We start from the raw sequence: 17,595 nt of genomic DNA, 5'->3' as shown, positions 1-17,595 counted from the left end.
TTTCTGACTGACCTTTTTGTGTTATAATAATAGTAACGAAAAAATGGGAATTTTTCAAGGAAAAAAGATGAAAACAAAAATAATTGTGATTGTTGGACCGACTGCAGTTGGAAAGACGGCTCTAGCCATTGAAGTAGCCAAGCGTTTTAATGGCGAAGTGGTTAGTGGAGATAGCCAGCAAGTCTATCGAGGACTTGATATTGGGACGGCCAAGGCTAGTCCAGAAGAGCAGGCAGCTGTTCCTCATCATTTAATCGATGTTAGAGAGGTAACCGAGTCTTACTCGGCTTTTGATTTTGTTTCAGAAGCTAAGATGGCTATTGAGGATATTCACAGTCGTAGCAAGCTAGCCATTATCGCTGGTGGGACTGGACTGTATATCCAGAGCTTGTTAGAAGGCTACCATTTAGGTGGGGAGACTCCCCATGAGGAAATTTTGGCCTATCGGGCTAGTTTAGAGCCCTATACAGATGAGGAACTAGCCTATCTTGTGGAGCAAGCTGGCCTTGAGATTCCCCAGTTTAATCGTCGTCGTGCTATGCGTGCCTTGGAAATTGCCCATTTTGGTCAGGATTTGGAAAATCAAGAGACCTTGTATGAACCATTGATTATCTGCTTAGATGATGAACGCAGTCAATTATATGAACGAATCAATCATCGAGTGGATTTGATGTTTGAGGCTGGGCTTTTGGATGAGGCCAAGTGGCTTTTTGACCATTACCCTGATGTGCAGGCTGCTAAAGGGATTGGTTACAAGGAACTCTTTCCTTACTTCCGTGGCGAGCAGACCTTGGAAGAAGTTAGTGAGAGTCTCAAACAGGCTACTCGTCGTTTTGCCAAGCGTCAGCTGACCTGGTTCCGTAATCGCATGCAGGTCACTTTTTATCAGATAGGAGAGCCTGGCGTGGAGGACCGCATTTTAAGCCAGATAGAGGAGTTTTTAGATGATTGAAACGGAGAAAAAAGAGGAACGAGTCCTGCTGATTGGAGTTGAACTCCAGGGCATGGATAATTTTGACCTCTCCATGGAAGAATTGGCCAGTCTAGCTAAGACTGCTGGAGCTGTCGTAGTTGATACTTACAGACAAAAACGTGAAAAGTATGATTCTAAGACCTTTGTTGGCTCTGGTAAGTTGGAAGAGATTGCGCTCATGGTAGATGCAGAAGAAATTACTACTGTCATTGTCAACAACCGTCTGACGCCAAGGCAAAATGTCAATTTAGAAGAAGTTCTGGGTGTTAAGGTCATTGACCGTATGCAGTTGATTTTGGATATCTTTGCTATGCGAGCTCGAAGCCATGAAGGAAAACTCCAAGTCCACCTAGCCCAGCTAAAATATCTCTTGCCCCGCTTGGTTGGTCAAGGGATCATGCTCAGCCGTCAGGCAGGGGGAATTGGTTCCCGTGGACCTGGTGAAAGCCAACTGGAGCTGAACCGTCGTAGTGTTCGCAATCAAATCACGGATATCGAGCGCCAACTCAAGGTGGTTGAGAAAAATCGGGCGACAGTCAGAGAAAAACGTCTGGAGTCCAGCACCTTTAAGATTGGTTTGATCGGTTATACAAATGCTGGGAAGTCAACGATCATGAACACTTTGACCAGTAAGACACAGTATGAGGCTGACGAGCTTTTTGCGACTCTAGATGCGACGACTAAGAGTATCCATCTGGGTGGAAATCTCCAAGTAACTTTGACTGATACCGTTGGATTTATCCAAGATTTGCCGACAGAGTTGGTGTCCAGCTTCAAGTCAACCTTGGAAGAAAGCAAGCATGTTGATCTTCTAGTGCATGTTATCGATGCCAGCAACCCTTACCACGAAGAGCATGAAAAAACAGTTCTGTCTATTATGAAAGATTTGGATATGGAGGACATTCCTCGCCTGACCCTTTATAATAAAGCGGATTTGGTAGAGGATTTCACGCCTACCCAAACACCTTATGCTCTGATTTCTGCTAAGTCTGAGGATAGTCGTGAGAACTTGCAGGCACTATTTTTAGAGAAAATCAAGGATATTTTTGAATCTTTTACCTTGCGCGTGCCTTTTTCTAAGTCCTACAAGATTCATGATTTAGAAAGTGTTGCGATTTTGGAAGAACGTGATTATCAGGAGGACGGCGAAGTGATTAGAGGCTACATTTCTGAGAAAAACAAATGGAGGTTAGAAGAATTTTATGACTGATATCAAAACCTTGGCTCTAAAATATGGAGGCTATACAAGTCTGGATAAGGTCTATCTGGACCAACTTCTAGCTGGTAAAACAGAGCAGGAGCAGTTGGCACTTATTACACCTCCGCCCAGCGTTGTCAATGCTTATTTTGCAGAACTCTACCAGAAAAAGAGTCCTCAAGCTGCGACTGATTATTTTGCGGAACTCAGTCAGGAACTGAATCTTTACAATGTTGAACCAAGTTTCACCCTAGAAAATAAGCCTTTTATTCGGCTTAATCTGTCTGGTAAATCCTTTGGTTTTTGTTATGAGAGTGAGGGTCTTGGTCGGATTTTCTCTGAAAATAAAGAGGTAATCTCGGATGACTTACTCTTTGAAATTGCGCAAATTTTCCCTCATCAGCTAGTATTTGAGGAGTCTGGCAAGATTTACATGAAGGCTGTCGGGGACGAGGAAGTTGTTAGTGTGGAAAATCTCACAGCTTTGACTGATTTGGAAAGCTTGGCTGACAGTCGTAAACGTCTCAAAGGTTACAGCCAAGAGGAGTTATTACAAGAAGCCACAGCTTTTTCTGGCAAGCGCTATTTCCGATCGGAAAACCGCACTGCCTTGTTATATATTGATTAATTAGAAAGTATCGAATGGATATTCAATTTTTAGGAACGGGGGCAGGTCAGCCCTCTAAAGCCCGCAACGTTTCCAGTCTCGCCCTGAAACTCTTGGACGAGATTAACGAAGTTTGGCTCTTTGACTGTGGAGAAGGTACGCAAAATCGCATTCTTGAAACCACAATTCGACCACGTAAGGTCAGCAAAATCTTTATCACCCACCTACATGGAGACCACATTTTTGGCCTGCCAGGTTTCCTTTCTAGCCGTGCCTTTCAGGCCAATGAAGAGCAGACAGATTTGGAAATCTATGGACCGCAAGGGATCAAGTCCTTTGTCTTAACCAGCCTTCGTGTGTCAGGTTCGCGTCTGCCTTATCGCATTCATTTTCATGAATTTGACCAAGATTCTTTAGGAAAAATCCTTGAGACCGATAAATTCACTGTCTATGCAGAAGAGCTGGACCACACTATTTTCTGTGTTGGTTACCGTGTCATGCAAAAGGACTTGGAAGGAACGCTGGATGCTGAAAAGCTCAAGGCTGCTGGCGTCCCATTTGGCCCACTTTTTGGGAAAATCAAAAACGGCCAGGATGTTGTTTTGGAAGACGGAACTGAAATCAAGGCAGCAGACTATATCTCAGCGCCACGTCCTGGTAAGATTATTACCATTCTAGGCGATACCAGAAAAACCAATGCCAGTGTGCGTCTGGCTGTCAATGCCGATGTCCTAGTCCATGAATCGACTTATGGCAAGGGTGATGAAAAAATTGCTCGTAACCATGGCCACTCTACTAACATGCAAGCTGCACAAGTAGCAGTAGAAGCAGGTGCCAAACGCCTCCTACTCAACCATATCAGTGCCCGTTTCCTCTCAAAAGATATCAGCAAGCTCAAGAAAGATGCTGCTAGCATTTTTGAAAATGTCCATGTGGTCAAAGACTTGGAAGAAGTGGAAATCTAAAAGCTTGAGAAAGGATAAGTATGCCTACTATTCTTATTACCGGAGCTAGCGGTGGCCTAGCCCAAGAAATGGTCAAACTCTTGCCAAATGACCAACTCATCTTGCTTGGTAGAAATAAGGAAAAATTAGCCCAACTCTACGGAAATCATCCCCATGCAGAATTGATTGAAATCGATATTACCGATGATTCAGCCTTAGAAACTCTGCTAGCAGCCCTCTATCTCCGCTATGGCGAGATTGATGTTTTGATAAACAACGCTGGTTACGGGATCTTTGAGGAATTTGACCAGATTTCCGACCAAGATATTCATCAGATGTTCGAGGTCAATACCTTTGCCCTAATGAATCTGTCTCGTCGCATTGCGGCAAGAATGAAGGAAAGTCGAAAAGGTCATATCATCAATATTGTCAGCATGGCAGGTTTGATCGCTACTGGCAAGTCTAGTCTCTACTCAGCAACTAAGTTTGCGGCTATTGGTTTTTCAAATGCTCTGCGCCTCGAACTCATGCCTTATGGTGTCTATGTGACAACGGTTAATCCAGGACCAATCCGCACAGGATTTTTTGACCAGGCCGATCCAGATGGAACCTATCTCAAGTCGGTTGACCGCTTCCTGCTAGAACCAGATGCAGTGGCTAAAAGGATTGTCAAGATTATAGGAAAAAACAAACGAGAACTCAATCTACCGATGTTGTTGAACCTAGCCCATAAGTTTTATACCCTCTTTCCCAAGCTAGCTGATAAGCTGGCAGGGGAGACTTTTAATTATAAATAGAAGAAGTTCCTTTTAAAGGGACTTTTTTACTTCTTTTAATTTAAAGGTTAATAAGTGTTTTTTCTTTTAAAACTACATTCAGTTTTTTAATTCTTCTACAAATTTTAGAAAAAACTATCAAAAATATTATTTCATATGCTAGAGTATTGAAAATTCCTATATTATTTAATAAAATAAGGGTAAAAGACTATTAAAAGTATGCGCTTACATAAAAATGAAAGCGATTACTAAAAGGAGGGTTTTATGGAAAAAAGCCATTGGAATCGGAAAAGAGTCTATAGCATTCGTAAATTTGCTGTAGGAGCTTGCTCAGTAATGATTGGAACTTGTGCAGTTCTATTCGCTGGAAATATAGCTGGAGAATCTGTAGTTAATGCGGATGAAACACCTATTACTCATACTGCTGAGAAACCTAAAGAGGAAAAACCGATAGTAGAAGAAAAGGTTGATCAAGCTTTGGAAACTAAAAATGTAGTCGAAAGTACAGCACAAAAACAACCTAGTGCCACTGAGTCTATTTCATCTGAGAAGAAAGAAGATGAAGCAGTAACTCCAAAAGAGGAAAAAGCGTCTTCAAAATCTGAAGAAAAAGCTCCAAAGATAGAATCACAAGCTTCAAGTCAAGAAAAACCGCTCAAGGAAGATGTTAAAGCTGTGACAAATGAAGAAGTCAATCAAATGATTGAAGACAGAAAAGTGAATTTTAACCAAAATTGGCACTTTAAACTCAATGCAAATTCTAAGGAAGCCATTAAACCGGATGCAGATGTATCTACGTGGAAAAAATTAGATTTACCGCATGACTGGAGTATCTTTAACGATTTTGATCATGAATCTCCTGCACAAAACGAAGGTGGACAGCTTAACGGTGGGGAAGCTTGGTATCGTAAGACTTTCAAACTAGATGAAAAAGACCTTAAGAAAAATGTGCGCCTTACTTTTGATGGCGTCTACATGGATTCTCAAGTTTATGTCAATGGTCAGTTAGTGGGTCATTACCCAAATGGTTATAACCAATTTTCATATGACATCACTAACTATTTGAACAAAGATGGACGTGAGAATGTAATTGCTGTTCATGCAGTCAACAAGCAGCCAAGCAGCCGTTGGTATTCAGGAAGTGGTATCTACCGTGATGTGACTTTACAAGTGACAGATAAGGTTCATGTTGAGAAAAATGGGACAACTATTTTAACACCAAAACTTGAAGAACAACAACATGGCAAGGTTGAAACTCATGTGACCAGCAAAATTGTCAATACAGACGATAAAGACCATCAACTTGTAGCAGAATATCAAATCGTTGAACGTGGTGGTCAGGCTGTGACAGGTCTAGTACGTACAGAGAGTCGTACCTTGAAAGCACATGAAGTAACTAGTCTTGATGCGATTTTAGAAGTTGAAAGACCAAAACTCTGGACCGTTTTAAATGACAAACCGGCCTTGTATGAATTAGTTACACGTGTTTACCGGGACGGTCAATTAGTTGATGCTAAGAAAGATCTGTTTGGTTACCGATATTATAACTGGACTCCAAATGAGGGCTTCTCTTTGAATGGTGAACGCATTAAATTCCATGGAGTTTCCTTGCACCATGATCATGGAGCGCTAGGAGCAGAAGAAAACTATAAGGCAGAATATCGTCGTCTGAAACAAATGAAGGAAATGGGAGTGAATTCGATTCGTACGACTCACAACCCAGCAAGTCCTCAGACCTTGCAGATTGCAGCTGAACTTGGCTTACTTGTTCAAGAAGAGGCCTTTGATACTTGGTATGGCGGAAAGAAACCTTATGACTATGGACGTTTCTTTGAAAAAGATGCTACCCATCCTGAGGCTAAAAAAGGTGAAAAATGGTCCGACTACGATCTACGTACTATGGTAGAGAGAGACAAAAATAATCCCGCTGTTTTTATGTGGTCAATCGGAAATGAAATCGGTGAAGCAAATGGGGATCCCCATTCTCTAGCGACTGTTAAACGTCTAGTCAAAGTTATCAAGGATGTTGATAAGACTCGTTATGTTACCATGGGAGCAGATAAGTTCCGTTTCGGTAATGGCAGCGGTGGGCATGAAAAAATTGCTGATGAACTCGATGCTGTTGGATTCAACTACTCTGAAGATAATTACAAAGCCCTTAGAGCTAAGCATCCAAAATGGTTGATTTATGGGTCAGAAACATCTTCAGCAACGCGTACAAGAGGAAGTTACTTCCACCCAGAGCGTGAGTGGGTACAAAGTAATCAGTCATGGCGTAACTATGAACAGTCCGATTATGGAAATGACCGTGTTGGTTGGGGTAAAACGGCAACTGCTTCATGGACATTTGACCGTGACAATGCTGGCTATGCTGGTCAATTCATTTGGACAGGTACGGACTATATCGGTGAACCAACTCCATGGCACAACCAAAACAACACGCCGGTTAAAAGCTCTTATTTTGGTATAGTAGATACTGCAGGTATTCCAAAAAACGATTTTTATCTTTACCAAAGTCAATGGGTTTCTGCAAAGAAAAAACCAATGGTTAACCTTCTTCCTCACTGGAACTGGGAAAACAAAGAGTTGATAGATAATGTAGCAGACGCGGAAAATAAAATCCCTGTACGTGCTTATTCTAATGCTGCAAGTGTAGAATTGTTCTTGAATGGAAAATCTCTTGGTCTTAAGACTTTCAACAAAAAACAAACTAGCGATGGACGAACTTACCAAGAAGGTGCTAATGCTAATGAACTTTATCTTGAATGGAAAGTTGCTTATCAACCAGGTACCTTGGAAGCAATTGCTCGTGATGAATCTGGCAAGGAAATTGCTCGAGATAAGATTACGACTGCTGGTAAGCCAGCGGCTGTTCGTCTTATCAAAGAAGATCATGCAATCGCAGCAGATGGAAAAGACTTGACATACATCTACTACGAAATCGTTGATAGTCAAGGGAATGTAGTACCAACTGCCAATAATCTGGTTCGCTTCCAATTACACGGACAAGGTCAACTTGTCGGTGTCGATAACGGAGAACAAGCCAGCCGTGAACGCTATAAGGCGCAAGCAGATGGTTCTTGGATTCGTAAAGCATTTAATGGTAAAGGTGTTGCCATTGTCAAATCAACTGAACAAGCAGGTAAATTCACACTGACAGCCCATTCAGATCTCTTGAAATCTAGTCAAGTAACTGTCTTTACTGGTAAAAAAGAAGGACAAGAGAAGACTGTTTTGGGGACAGAAGTAGCAAGAGTTCGTACATTAATCGGTAAAGAACCCAAAATGCCGAAAACAGTAGGTTTTGTATACAGCGATGGTAGTCGTGAAAAACTTCCAGTAACTTGGTCTCAAGTCGATGTTAGTCAAGCAGGAGTTGTGACTGTTAAAGGTACAGCAAATGGACGTGAGGTAGAGGCTCGTGTCGAGATTCTAGCAATTGCGAAAGAATTACCAACAGTTAAACGTGTTGCTCCAGGAGCAGATTTGAACACTGTAGATAAATATGTGTCAATACTTGTAACCGATGGAAGTGTACAAGAGTACGAAGTAGATAGCTGGGAGATTGCGGAAGCAGATAAAGCCAAACTTTCAGTAGCTGGATCACGTATTCAAATGACTGGTCAGTTAGCTGGAGAAACTATTCATGCAACCCTTGTGGTAGAAGAAGGAAAAGCTGCAGCACCTGTAGTGCCAACTGTTACTGTTGGCGGTGAGGCAGTAACAGGGCTTACTAGCCAACAACCAATGCAATACCGCACTCTTGCTTATGGTGCCCAATTGCCAGAAGTCACAGCAAGTGCTGAAAATGCTGATGTTACAGTTCTTCAAGCAAGCGCAGCAAACGGCATGCGTGCGAGCATCTTTGTTCAGTCTAAAGATGGTGGTCCTCTTCAAACCTATGCAATTCAATTCCTAGAAGAAGCACCAAAAATTGCTCATTTGAGCTTGCAAGTGGAACAAGCTGACGGTCTTAAAGAAGACCAAACAGTGAAATTATCTGTACTCGCTCATTATCAGGACGGAACACAAGCTGTATTACCAGCTGATAAAGTAAGCTTCTCTACAAGTGGTGAAGGGGAAGTCGCAGTTCGTAAAGGAATGCTTGAGTTACATAAACCAGGAGCAATCACTCTGAAAGCTGAATATGAGGGGGCTAAAGGCCAAGTTGAACTCACCATCCAAGCCAATACTGAGACGAAGGTTGCGCAATCCATTCGTCCAGTGAATGTAGTGACAGACTTGCATCAAGAACCTACTCTTCCGTCAACAGTAACGGTTGAGTATGACAAAGGTTTCCCTAAAACTCATAAAGTTACATGGCAAGCTATTCCAAAAGAAAAACTAGACCACTATCAAAGCTTTGAAGTGTTAGGTAAAGTTGAAGGAATTGACCTGGAAGCGCGTGCTAAAGTATCTGTAGAAGGCATCGTTTCAGTTGAAGAAGTCAGTGTGACAACTCCAATCGCAGAAGCACCACAATTACCAGAAAGCGTTCGTACATATGATTCAAATGGTCACGTTTCATCAGCTAAGGTTGCATGGGATGCGATTCGTCCAGAGCAATACGCTAAGGAAGGTGTCTTTACAGTTAATGGTCGCTTAGAAGGTACTCAATTAACAACTAAACTTCATGTTCGCGTATCTGCTCAAACTGAGCAAGGTGCAAACATTTCTGACCAATGGACCGGTTCAGAATTGCCACTTGCCTTTGCTTCAGATTCAAATCCAACCGACCCTGTTTCAAATGTCAACGATAAATTGATTTCCTTTAACGACCGACCAGCCAATCGTTGGACAAACTGGAATCGCAGTAATCCAGAAGCTTCAGTTGGTGTCCTGTTCGGAGATTCAGGTATCTTGAGCAAACGTTCAGTTGATAATCTAAGTGTCGGATTCCACGAAGACCATGGAGTTGGTGCACCGAAGTCTTATGTGATTGAGTATTATGTTGGTAAGACTGTTCCAACAGCTCCTAAAAACCCTAGCTTTGTAGGTAATGAAGAACATGTCTTTAACGATCCTGCAAACTGGAAAGAGGTAAGCAATCTCAAAGCTCCAGCTCAACTCAAGGCTGGAGAAATGAACCACTTTAGCTTTGATAAAGTTGAAACCTATGCTGTCCGTATTCGTATGGTGAGAGCAGACAACAAACTTGGAACGTCTATTACAGAAGTACAAATCTTTGCGAAACAAGTTGCGGCAGCCAAACAAGGACAAACAAGAATCCAAGTTGACGGCAAAGACTTAGCAAACTTCAACCCTGATTTGACAGACTACTACCTTGAGTCTGTAGATGGAAAAGTTCCCGCAGTAACAGCAAGTGTCAGCAACAATGGTCTCGCTACCGTCGTTCCAAGCGTTCGTGAAGGTGAGCCAGTTCGTGTCATCGCGAAAGCTGAAAATGGCGACATCTTAGGAGAATACCGTCTGCACTTCACTAAGAATAAAGACTTACTTTCTCGTAAACCAGTTGCTGCAGTTAAACAAGCTCGCTTGTTGCAACTAGGCCAACCACTTGAATTGCCAACTAAGGTTCCAGTTTACTTCACAGGTAAAGACGGTTACGAAGCAAAAGACATGACAGTTGAATGGGAAGAAGTTCCAGCAGAAAATCTGACAAAAGCAGGTCAATTTACTGTTCGAGGTCGTGTCCTTGGTAGCAATCTTAATGCTGAGTTCACTGTACGAGTGACAGACAAACTTGGTGAGGCTCTTTCAGATAACCCTAACTATGATGAAAACAGTAACCAGGCCTTTGCTTCAGCAACTAATGATATTGACGACAGTTCTCATGACCGTGTAGACTATATCAATGATAGAGATCACTCTGAAAATCGTCGTTGGACAAACTGGTCTAAAACGCCATCTTCTAATCCAGAAGTATCAGCAGGTGTGATCTTCCGTGAAAATGGTAAGATTGTAGAGCGGACTGTTGCGCAAGCCAAACTTCACTTCTTTGCAGATAGTGGTACGGATGCGCCTTCTAAACTTGTTTTAGAGCGCTATGTCGGTCCAGACTTTGAAGTGCCAACCTACTATTCAAACTACCAAGCTTACGAATCAGGACATCCATTCAACAACCCAGAAAATTGGGAAGCTGTTCCTTATCGTGCGGATAAAGACATTGAAGCTGGTGATGAAATAAACGTAACATTTAAAGCTGTCAAAGCCAAAGCCATGAGATGGCGTATGGAGCGTAAAGCAGATAAGAGCGGTGTTGCGATGATTGAGATGACTTTCCTTGCACCAAGCGAATTGCCTCAAGAAAGCACTCAATCAAAGATTCTTGTAGATGGAAAAGAACTTGCTGATTTCGCTGAAAATCGTCAAGACTATCAAATTACCTATAAAGGTCAACGGCCAAAAGTCGCAGTTGAAGAAAACAATCAAGTAGCTTCAACAGTTGTTGATAGTGGAGATGATAGCCTTCCAGTACTTGTTCGCCTCGTTTCAGAAAGTGGAAAACAAGTTAAGGAATACCGTATCCAGTTGATCAAGGAAAAACCAGTTTCTGAGAAAACAGTTGCTGCTGTACAAGAAGAACTTCCAAAACTCGAATTTGTTGAAAAAGATTTGGCCTACAAGACAGTTGAGAAAAAGGATTCAACACTGTTTCTTGGTGAAACTCGTGTAGAACAAGAAGGAAAACTTGGTAAGGAACGTATCTTTACAAGCATTAATCCTGATGGAAGTAAGGAAGAAAAACTCCATGAAGTGGTAGAGGCACCAACAGACCGCATCGTCTTGGTCGGAACCAACCCAGGCACCTCTCTACCAGAAGATGAAGTGAAAAATCTTGTTCTGAATCGCCCAGAGCTTGTAGTCGAAGAAGAAACCATTGACTTCAAGGTTCAGGAGCGTAAGTCTGATAAGTTGTATCTAGGTGAAACCCGTGTCCTCCAAGAAGGAAAACAAGGTGTCCGTGTTCGCTTGATTGAAGTAGAAAATGGAAAACGTCAGCTTAAAGAAACTTACGATAAAGTTGCTGCACAAGATCGTATCGTGGAAGTTGGAACAAAACCAGGCACCTCTCTTCCAGAAGACGAAGTGAAAAATCTTGTGCTCAACAGACCAGAACTTGTAATCGAAGAAGAAACCATTGACTTCAAGGTTCAGGAGCGTAAGTCTGATAAGTTGTATCTAGGTGAAACCCGTGTCCTCCAAGAAGGAAAACAAGGCGTCCGTGTTCACTTGATTGAAGTGGAAAATGGAAAACGCCAACTTAAAGAAACTTACGATAAAGTTGCTGCACAAGATCGTATCGTGGAAGTGGGGACCAACCCAGGCACTTCTCTTCCAGAAGACGAAGTGAAGAATCTTGTGCTTAACAGACCAGAACTTGTAATTGAAGAAGAAACAATCGATTTCAAGGTTCAGGAACAAAAGAATGACAAACTTCCAGTAGGTGAAACCCGTGTCATTCAAGAAGGAAGACAAGGAGTTCGTGTTCACTTGATTGAGGTTGAAAATGGTAAGCGAACTGAAAAGGATAGCTATGATAAAGTTATGGTTCAGGATCGCATCATAGAAGTCGGTACAGCTGGTGAAACAACCAAACCAGTAGCTCAAGAAGCTAAAAAACCACAAGTGTCAGAAAAAGCAGATACAAAACAAATCGCTTCAAGTAAAGCCGGTCAAGCTAATAAAGTGCAGTTACCAAATACAGGAAGTGCGGCAAGCCAAGCAGCAGTAGCAGCAGGCTTAGCTCTTCTCGGTTTGAGTGCAGGATTAGTAGCCACTAAAGGTAAAAAAGAAGATTAGAAATTTTGATACCTTCTTTATCATTAAAGACTAGCGAGAAGCTCTTGTCTTAGATAGAAGATAAATCCCTTGGAATATAAGTTTCTAAGGGATTTTCTTTGTATAAAATTGTATAGTGTTATTGTCTATCCTATTTTGTAGAGAAAGCAAAAATCCCTAGAAAATGTTTAGGGATTCGATTATTTCATTAAGAACAATTCAACAATCATCTCGATATACATGACAAGGGTTAATAAGAATCCTGCACGCCAGAAGAATTTGATGAATTTAGGATAGTAAAAGCTACGTTTTTTCAAAAGAAAGAAAAAAACGAGAATAATGGCTAGGAGTGAGAGGGCTAGGCCCAGTCTAGGGAGGAAATTATGGGTAAAGGTTTTAGCTGTAATAAGGTAATATTCAAATACCAAGACTGGAAAAGCTAAATCCGCAAAGTTTCGTCCTAGTTTTTTTAATCTAAAAAGTTTGGTTATGATAATGCAGACTACTAAAGTCAGTATCAATAATAAAATAGATGCTAATTTCATTAAAATCATACCCATATTGTATCATAAAAAATCGCTAATGGAAACGAGAAACAGAGGAATTTATAGGAAAGTCAGGCTTTTGAGATTGTAGATGTTTTTTGTTATAATGAAAGTTATGAAATCTTATAATACTTTGAATGATTATTATCGAAAACTATTTGGAGAAAAGACCTTTAAAGTCCCTATTGATGCGGGATTTGACTGTCCCAATCGTGATGGAACTGTGGCTCATGGGGGTTGTACTTTTTGTACGGTTTCCGGTTCTGGAGATGCCATTGTGGCACCAGATGCGCCTATTCGTGAGCAATTTTATAAGGAAATTGACTTTATGCACCGCAAGTGGCCAGATGTTCAGAAGTATCTGGTTTATTTTCAGAATTTTACCAATACCCATGAAAAGGTGGAAATCATTCGGGAACGCTATGAGCAGGCCATCAATGAGCCAGGTGTAGTAGGAATCAATATCGGAACACGGCCAGACTGTTTACCAGACGAAACCATCGAATATTTGGCTGAGTTGTCGGAGCGCATGCATGTGACGGTTGAATTGGGCTTGCAGACCACTTATGAAGCAACCTCTGACCTGATTAACCGTGCCCATTCCTATGAATTGTACGTGGAAACGGTCAAGCGTTTGAGGAAATATCCAAAAATTGAGATTGTTTCCCATTTGATCAATGGTTTGCCTGGTGAAACCCATGAGATGATGGTTGAAAATGTCCGTCGCTGTGTCACGGATAACGATATTCAAGGAATTAAACTGCATTTGCTTCACTTGATGACCAATACGCGTATGCAGCGGGATTACCATGAGGGACGCTTACAACTGATGAGCCAGGACGAATATGTAAAGGTCATCTGCGACCAATTGGAAATTATTCCCAAGCATATCGTCATCCACCGAATCACAGGAGATGCACCTAGAGATATGCTGATTGGTCCTATGTGGAGCCTCAATAAATGGGAAGTCCTCAACAGCATTGAGATGGAGATGCGACGTCGTGGAAGCGTTCAAGGATGCAAGGCTGTAAAACAGGAGTTTGAAAATGAAAAGACCACTTGAGATGGCACATGATTTTTTGGCTGAGGTTGTAACTCAGGATGATATCGTAGTGGATGCGACCATGGGAAATGGTCATGACACCCTTTTTCTAGCCAAGCTAGCCAAGAAAGTCTATGCCTTTGATATTCAGGAGCAAGCCTTGGAGAAAACCCAAGAGCGTTTGAACCAAGTTGATCTGACAAATGCCAAGTTAATCTTGCAAGGCCATGAGACACTGGACCAGTTTGTGACAGAAGCCAAGGCAGGGATTTTTAATCTGGGCTATCTGCCGTCTGCTGATAAGTCTGTCATTACCCAACCTCAGACAACGATTGAAGCATTAGAAAAGCTGTGTCATTTGCTTGTCAAAGGGGGACGGATTGCTATCATGATCTACTATGGTCATGAAGGAGGCGACCTCGAGAGGGACGCTGTCTTGGATTTTGTCAGTCAGTTGAAGCAACAAGAGTACACAGCTGCCATTTACCGAACTTTAAACCAAGTCAACAACCCACCGTTTTTAGTGATGATTGAAAAATTAGAGAGATATAAACATGGATAAACAATACCTACGTGAAAAGCTGGATGCCATGCGCCAGAATTTTGTTGAATCAACCCACCACGAACGAGCGGTGGGAGTACTAGACCAAGCGCATATGAGCAAAAAAATGCTTAAAATCAAGAAAAAATTAGTTGCTCTTGAGATGGAACGGTGCCAGAGAAAAATTGAACACAAAGATTGTTCCAAGATTGATCAAAAAATCAAAGAGCAGAAGGAGATTTTTGAATCTTGTTGTAAAAAAGATTAAGGAGGACGTGCGTGGAATTACTGATTTACCTCATCCTATTTTTACTGGTCTTGATTGTCTCAAGTACAACCAATAAGCTCCTGCCCTTTTTGCCTCTTCCTTTGGTGCAAATTCTGTTGGGAATTGTGATTGGTCTCTTTTTACCCAATACCGACTTTCACCTCAATACGGAGTTGTTTTTGGCTCTGGTTATCGGGCCCTTGCTTTTCCGAGAGTCTGAGGAAGCGGATATTACGGCTATTTTAAAACACTGGCGAATCATTGTCTATCTCATATTTCCAGTGATTTTTATCTCTACCTTGAGTTTGGGTGGCTTGGCCCATCTTCTTTGGCTTAGCCTTCCCTTGGCGGCTTGCTTGGCTGTTGGGGCAGCCCTTGGACCTACAGACTTGGTTGCCTTTGCCTCTCTTTCAGAGCGCTTTAGCTTTCCTAAGCGCGTGTCCAATATTCTTAAAGGTGAAGGACTCTTGAATGATGCTTCTGGATTGGTTGCCTTTCAGGTGGCCTTGACAGCTTGGACAACTGGGGCCTTTTCCCTTGGGCAAGCTAGTAGTTCGCTCATCTTTTCAATCCTAGGCGGTTTTTTGATTGGCTTTTTAACAGCCATGACCAACCGTTTCCTTCATAGTTTTTTACTTAGTGTACGAGCAACGGATATTGCCAGCGAACTTTTATTAGAATTGAGTTTGCCCTTGGTAACCTTCTTCCTGGCAGAAGAAGTCCACGTTTCAGGGATTATTGCCGTTGTAGTTGCTGGGATTTTAAAGGCAAGCCGTTTTAAGAAAATTACGCTCCTCGAAGCCCAAGTGGATACGGTGACCGAGACGGTCTGGCACACAGTGAACTTTATGCTGAACGGTTCTGTCTTTGTGGTTTTAGGGATGGAGCTGGAAATGATAGCAGAGCCTATCTTAACCAATCCAATCTACAATCCTCTGCTCTTGCTGGGATCTCTCATAGCCCTGACCTTTATCCTTTTTGCTATTCGTTTTGTCATGATCTATGGATACTATGTCTATAGGACTCGACGCCTCAAAAAAAAGTTAAATAAGTATATGAAGGATATGCTTCTCTTGACCTTCTCAGGTGTCAAGGGAACAGTGTCGATTGCTACGATTCTTCTGATACCAAGTAATCTGGAGCAGGAGTATCCTCTCTTGCTTTTCCTTGTCGCAGGTGTGACGCTTGTAAGCTTTTTAACAGGCCTCGTGGTCTTGCCTCATCTTTCTGATGAACAGGAAGAAAGCAAGGACCATCTCATGCATATCGCTATTTTGAATGAGGTAACGCTAGAGTTGGAAAAAGAGTTGGAAGACACCAGAAATAAACTTCCTCTCTATGCGGCTATTGACAATTATCATGGACGAATTGAAAATCTGATCCTGAGTCAAGAAAATAAGGGGGCTCAAGAAGACTGGGAGGCCTTGAAGCTTCTTATCCTCAGTATTGAAAGTGATGGTTTAGAACAAGCCTACGAAGAAGGAAAGATGAGTGAGCGTGCTTATCGAGTCTATCAACGTTATTTGAAAAGCATGGAACAAGGTATCAATCGCAAGTTTGCTTCACGATTGACCTATTATTTCCTTGTTTCCTTGCGGATTTTACGTTTTCTCCTCCACGAAGTCTTTACTCTTGGCAAGACTTTCCGCAGTTGGAAAAATGAAGAATCACAGAAACTCAGAGCCCTTGACTATGACCAAATAGCAGAGCTCTATCTAGAAAATACAGAGATGATTATCGAAAGTTTGGAGAACCTAAAAGGGGTTTATAAGAGTTCTTTAATCAGTTTCATGCAGGATTCTCGTCTCCGAGAAACAGCTATCATCACCAGTGGTGCCTTTGTCGAACGGGTTATCAATCGCGTCAAGCCCAACAATATCGATGAAATGCTGAGAGGTTATTATCTGGAGCGCAAGCTGATTTTTGAATATGAAGAAAAACGGTTAATTACGACCAAGTATGCCAAGAAGTTACGACAAAATGTGAATAACTTAGAGAACTATTCCTTGAAGGAAGCTGCCAATACCCTGCCTTATGATATGGTGGAATTGGTAAGAAGAAATTAATCAAGATTATAAGTGAAGGAGTGTGACATGAAGAAGTGGTGGAAAGAGCTGATAGATAAGCCTTTATTAAAAGCCTTTTTGCATTATTATCAAGCATCAGATAGTGAGTTGACCAGTGTTGCAGTAGCTTACTATTGGTTGATTTCGATATTTCCCCTGCTTTTGGTGGTGGTCAATATCCTCCCTTATTTTCAGATTCCAGTTTCCAATTTTTTAAACGTGACTAATAGTTTTTTGCCTAATACGGTTTATGATGTTATTGCAAAAATTGTAATGGAAGTTCTGACTCAGCCATCAACAGGTTTACTGAGTTTTGCGGTCTTATCAGCTTTATGGACTTTTTCAAAATCCATGAATTATCTCCAAAAAGCTTTTAATAAGGCCTATGGAGTAGCTAAGAGTAGAGGTTTAATTTACCAGCAATTGATGAGTTTACTAGTCAGTTTTGGCTTGCAAATCCTTTTTGCCTTAGCTCTCTTTCTCAGTGTCTTTGGCCGTATGCTTCTCAACCTTATCAAAAGCTACTGGAAATCGGATAGTCCTATCTTTGATTATCTGCAAGACCTAACAGGTCCCTTGGTTTATGCCCTGATTTTTGCCATCCTGGTCATGCTCTACTATTTCCTACCCAATGTTAAGGTCCGACGGATTCGACATGTTTTGCCGGGTAGTGCCTTTGTCTTGTTGACTCTGTCCTTACTGCTCAATATCTTTTCAGTCTATGTTAACAACTATGTCAATCACCTAGTGGACGTCCGCTTTTTCAGTTCCGTCGTCGTGGTGGTCATGATGTTTTGGTTTATTCTTATTGCTAAGATTTTAATTGTCGGAGCGGTTATCAATGCCAGTGTCCAGAGTTTGAAAGATCCGAGCTTTAGAATAAATTAACTCA

Annotated in this window: 12 protein-coding genes; 11 read left to right on the top strand and 1 reads right to left on the bottom strand. The window is 41.7% G+C overall.

Features of this window, described 5'->3' with window-relative positions; genetic code table 11:
* The first annotated feature begins 67 nt into the window (after positions 1 to 67).
* The 6 genes from miaA to D7D53_RS05520 all read left to right on the top strand — a co-directional run bounded on the left by miaA (position 68) and on the right by D7D53_RS05520 (position 12,262).
* The gene (miaA, locus tag D7D53_RS05545) at positions 68 to 952 is read left to right on the top strand and encodes a tRNA (adenosine(37)-N6)-dimethylallyltransferase MiaA (RefSeq protein ID WP_120770381.1); all 885 of its coding nucleotides are present in this window, start codon (positions 68 to 70) and stop codon (positions 950 to 952) included.
* Positions 945 to 2,183 carry a GTPase HflX gene (hflX, locus tag D7D53_RS05540; protein ID WP_120770380.1) on the top strand — a complete coding sequence of 413 codons (1,239 nt, stop codon included), beginning with the start codon at positions 945 to 947 and terminating at the stop codon, positions 2,181 to 2,183. Before miaA ends, hflX begins: the two co-directional genes overlap by 8 nt.
* Positions 2,176 to 2,799, top strand: a complete 624-nt coding sequence (locus D7D53_RS05535; RefSeq protein WP_120770379.1) for a cystathionine beta-lyase — start codon at positions 2,176 to 2,178, stop codon at positions 2,797 to 2,799. Before hflX ends, D7D53_RS05535 begins: the two co-directional genes overlap by 8 nt.
* 14 nt (positions 2,800 to 2,813) lie before the next feature.
* A complete protein-coding gene (rnz, locus tag D7D53_RS05530) occupies positions 2,814 to 3,743 on the top strand; it encodes a ribonuclease Z (protein ID WP_084953343.1) in 930 nt (309 codons plus the stop codon).
* A gap of 20 nt (positions 3,744 to 3,763) precedes the next feature.
* A complete protein-coding gene (locus D7D53_RS05525; protein ID WP_120770378.1) occupies positions 3,764 to 4,519 on the top strand; it encodes an SDR family NAD(P)-dependent oxidoreductase in 756 nt (251 codons plus the stop codon).
* Between the two features lie 243 nt (positions 4,520 to 4,762).
* Entirely contained in the window at positions 4,763 to 12,262 is a 7,500-nt protein-coding gene (locus tag D7D53_RS05520; RefSeq protein ID WP_120770377.1) for a G5 domain-containing protein, read from the top strand.
* Between the two features lie 179 nt (positions 12,263 to 12,441).
* Here the strand turns inward: D7D53_RS05520 and D7D53_RS05515 are convergent, their stop codons facing one another.
* Positions 12,442 to 12,801, bottom strand: coding sequence for a DUF3397 family protein (locus D7D53_RS05515; protein WP_020902455.1), 360 nt, complete (start codon positions 12,799 to 12,801; stop codon positions 12,442 to 12,444).
* Between the two features lie 91 nt (positions 12,802 to 12,892).
* Between D7D53_RS05515 and mnmL the strand changes: the two genes are divergently transcribed.
* From mnmL to D7D53_RS05490, 5 genes are read left to right on the top strand one after another with little or no spacing between them, the layout of a single operon-like run.
* Positions 12,893 to 13,849: a tRNA modification radical SAM protein MnmL/YtqA gene (gene mnmL, locus D7D53_RS05510; RefSeq protein ID WP_120770860.1), complete on the top strand. Its 957-nt coding sequence runs from the start codon at positions 12,893 to 12,895 to the stop codon at positions 13,847 to 13,849.
* Positions 13,833 to 14,390 (top strand): tRNA 5-(aminomethyl)-2-thiouridylate-methyltransferase MnmM, encoded by a 558-nt coding sequence (gene mnmM, locus D7D53_RS05505; protein ID WP_162927876.1) that lies wholly within the window; start codon positions 13,833 to 13,835, stop codon positions 14,388 to 14,390. Before mnmL ends, mnmM begins: the two co-directional genes overlap by 17 nt.
* Positions 14,383 to 14,637 carry a hypothetical protein gene (locus tag D7D53_RS05500; RefSeq protein WP_000361085.1) on the top strand — a complete coding sequence of 85 codons (255 nt, stop codon included), beginning with the start codon at positions 14,383 to 14,385 and terminating at the stop codon, positions 14,635 to 14,637. The genes mnmM and D7D53_RS05500 overlap by 8 nt, the downstream gene beginning before the upstream one ends.
* Positions 14,638 to 14,648: 11 nt before the next feature.
* Positions 14,649 to 16,703 (top strand): cation:proton antiporter, encoded by a 2,055-nt coding sequence (locus D7D53_RS05495; protein ID WP_120770375.1) that lies wholly within the window; start codon positions 14,649 to 14,651, stop codon positions 16,701 to 16,703.
* Between the two features lie 27 nt (positions 16,704 to 16,730).
* Entirely contained in the window at positions 16,731 to 17,591 is an 861-nt protein-coding gene (locus D7D53_RS05490; RefSeq protein WP_120770374.1) for a YihY/virulence factor BrkB family protein, read from the top strand.
* Positions 17,592 to 17,595: the final 4 nt, after the last annotated feature.

Source organism: Streptococcus gwangjuense (assembly GCF_003627155.1).
In the GTDB taxonomy this organism is placed as follows: domain Bacteria; phylum Bacillota; class Bacilli; order Lactobacillales; family Streptococcaceae; genus Streptococcus; species Streptococcus gwangjuensis.
The sequence above is the reverse complement of the archived record's forward strand: the minus strand, read 5'-3'. Positions and strand labels throughout refer to the sequence as shown.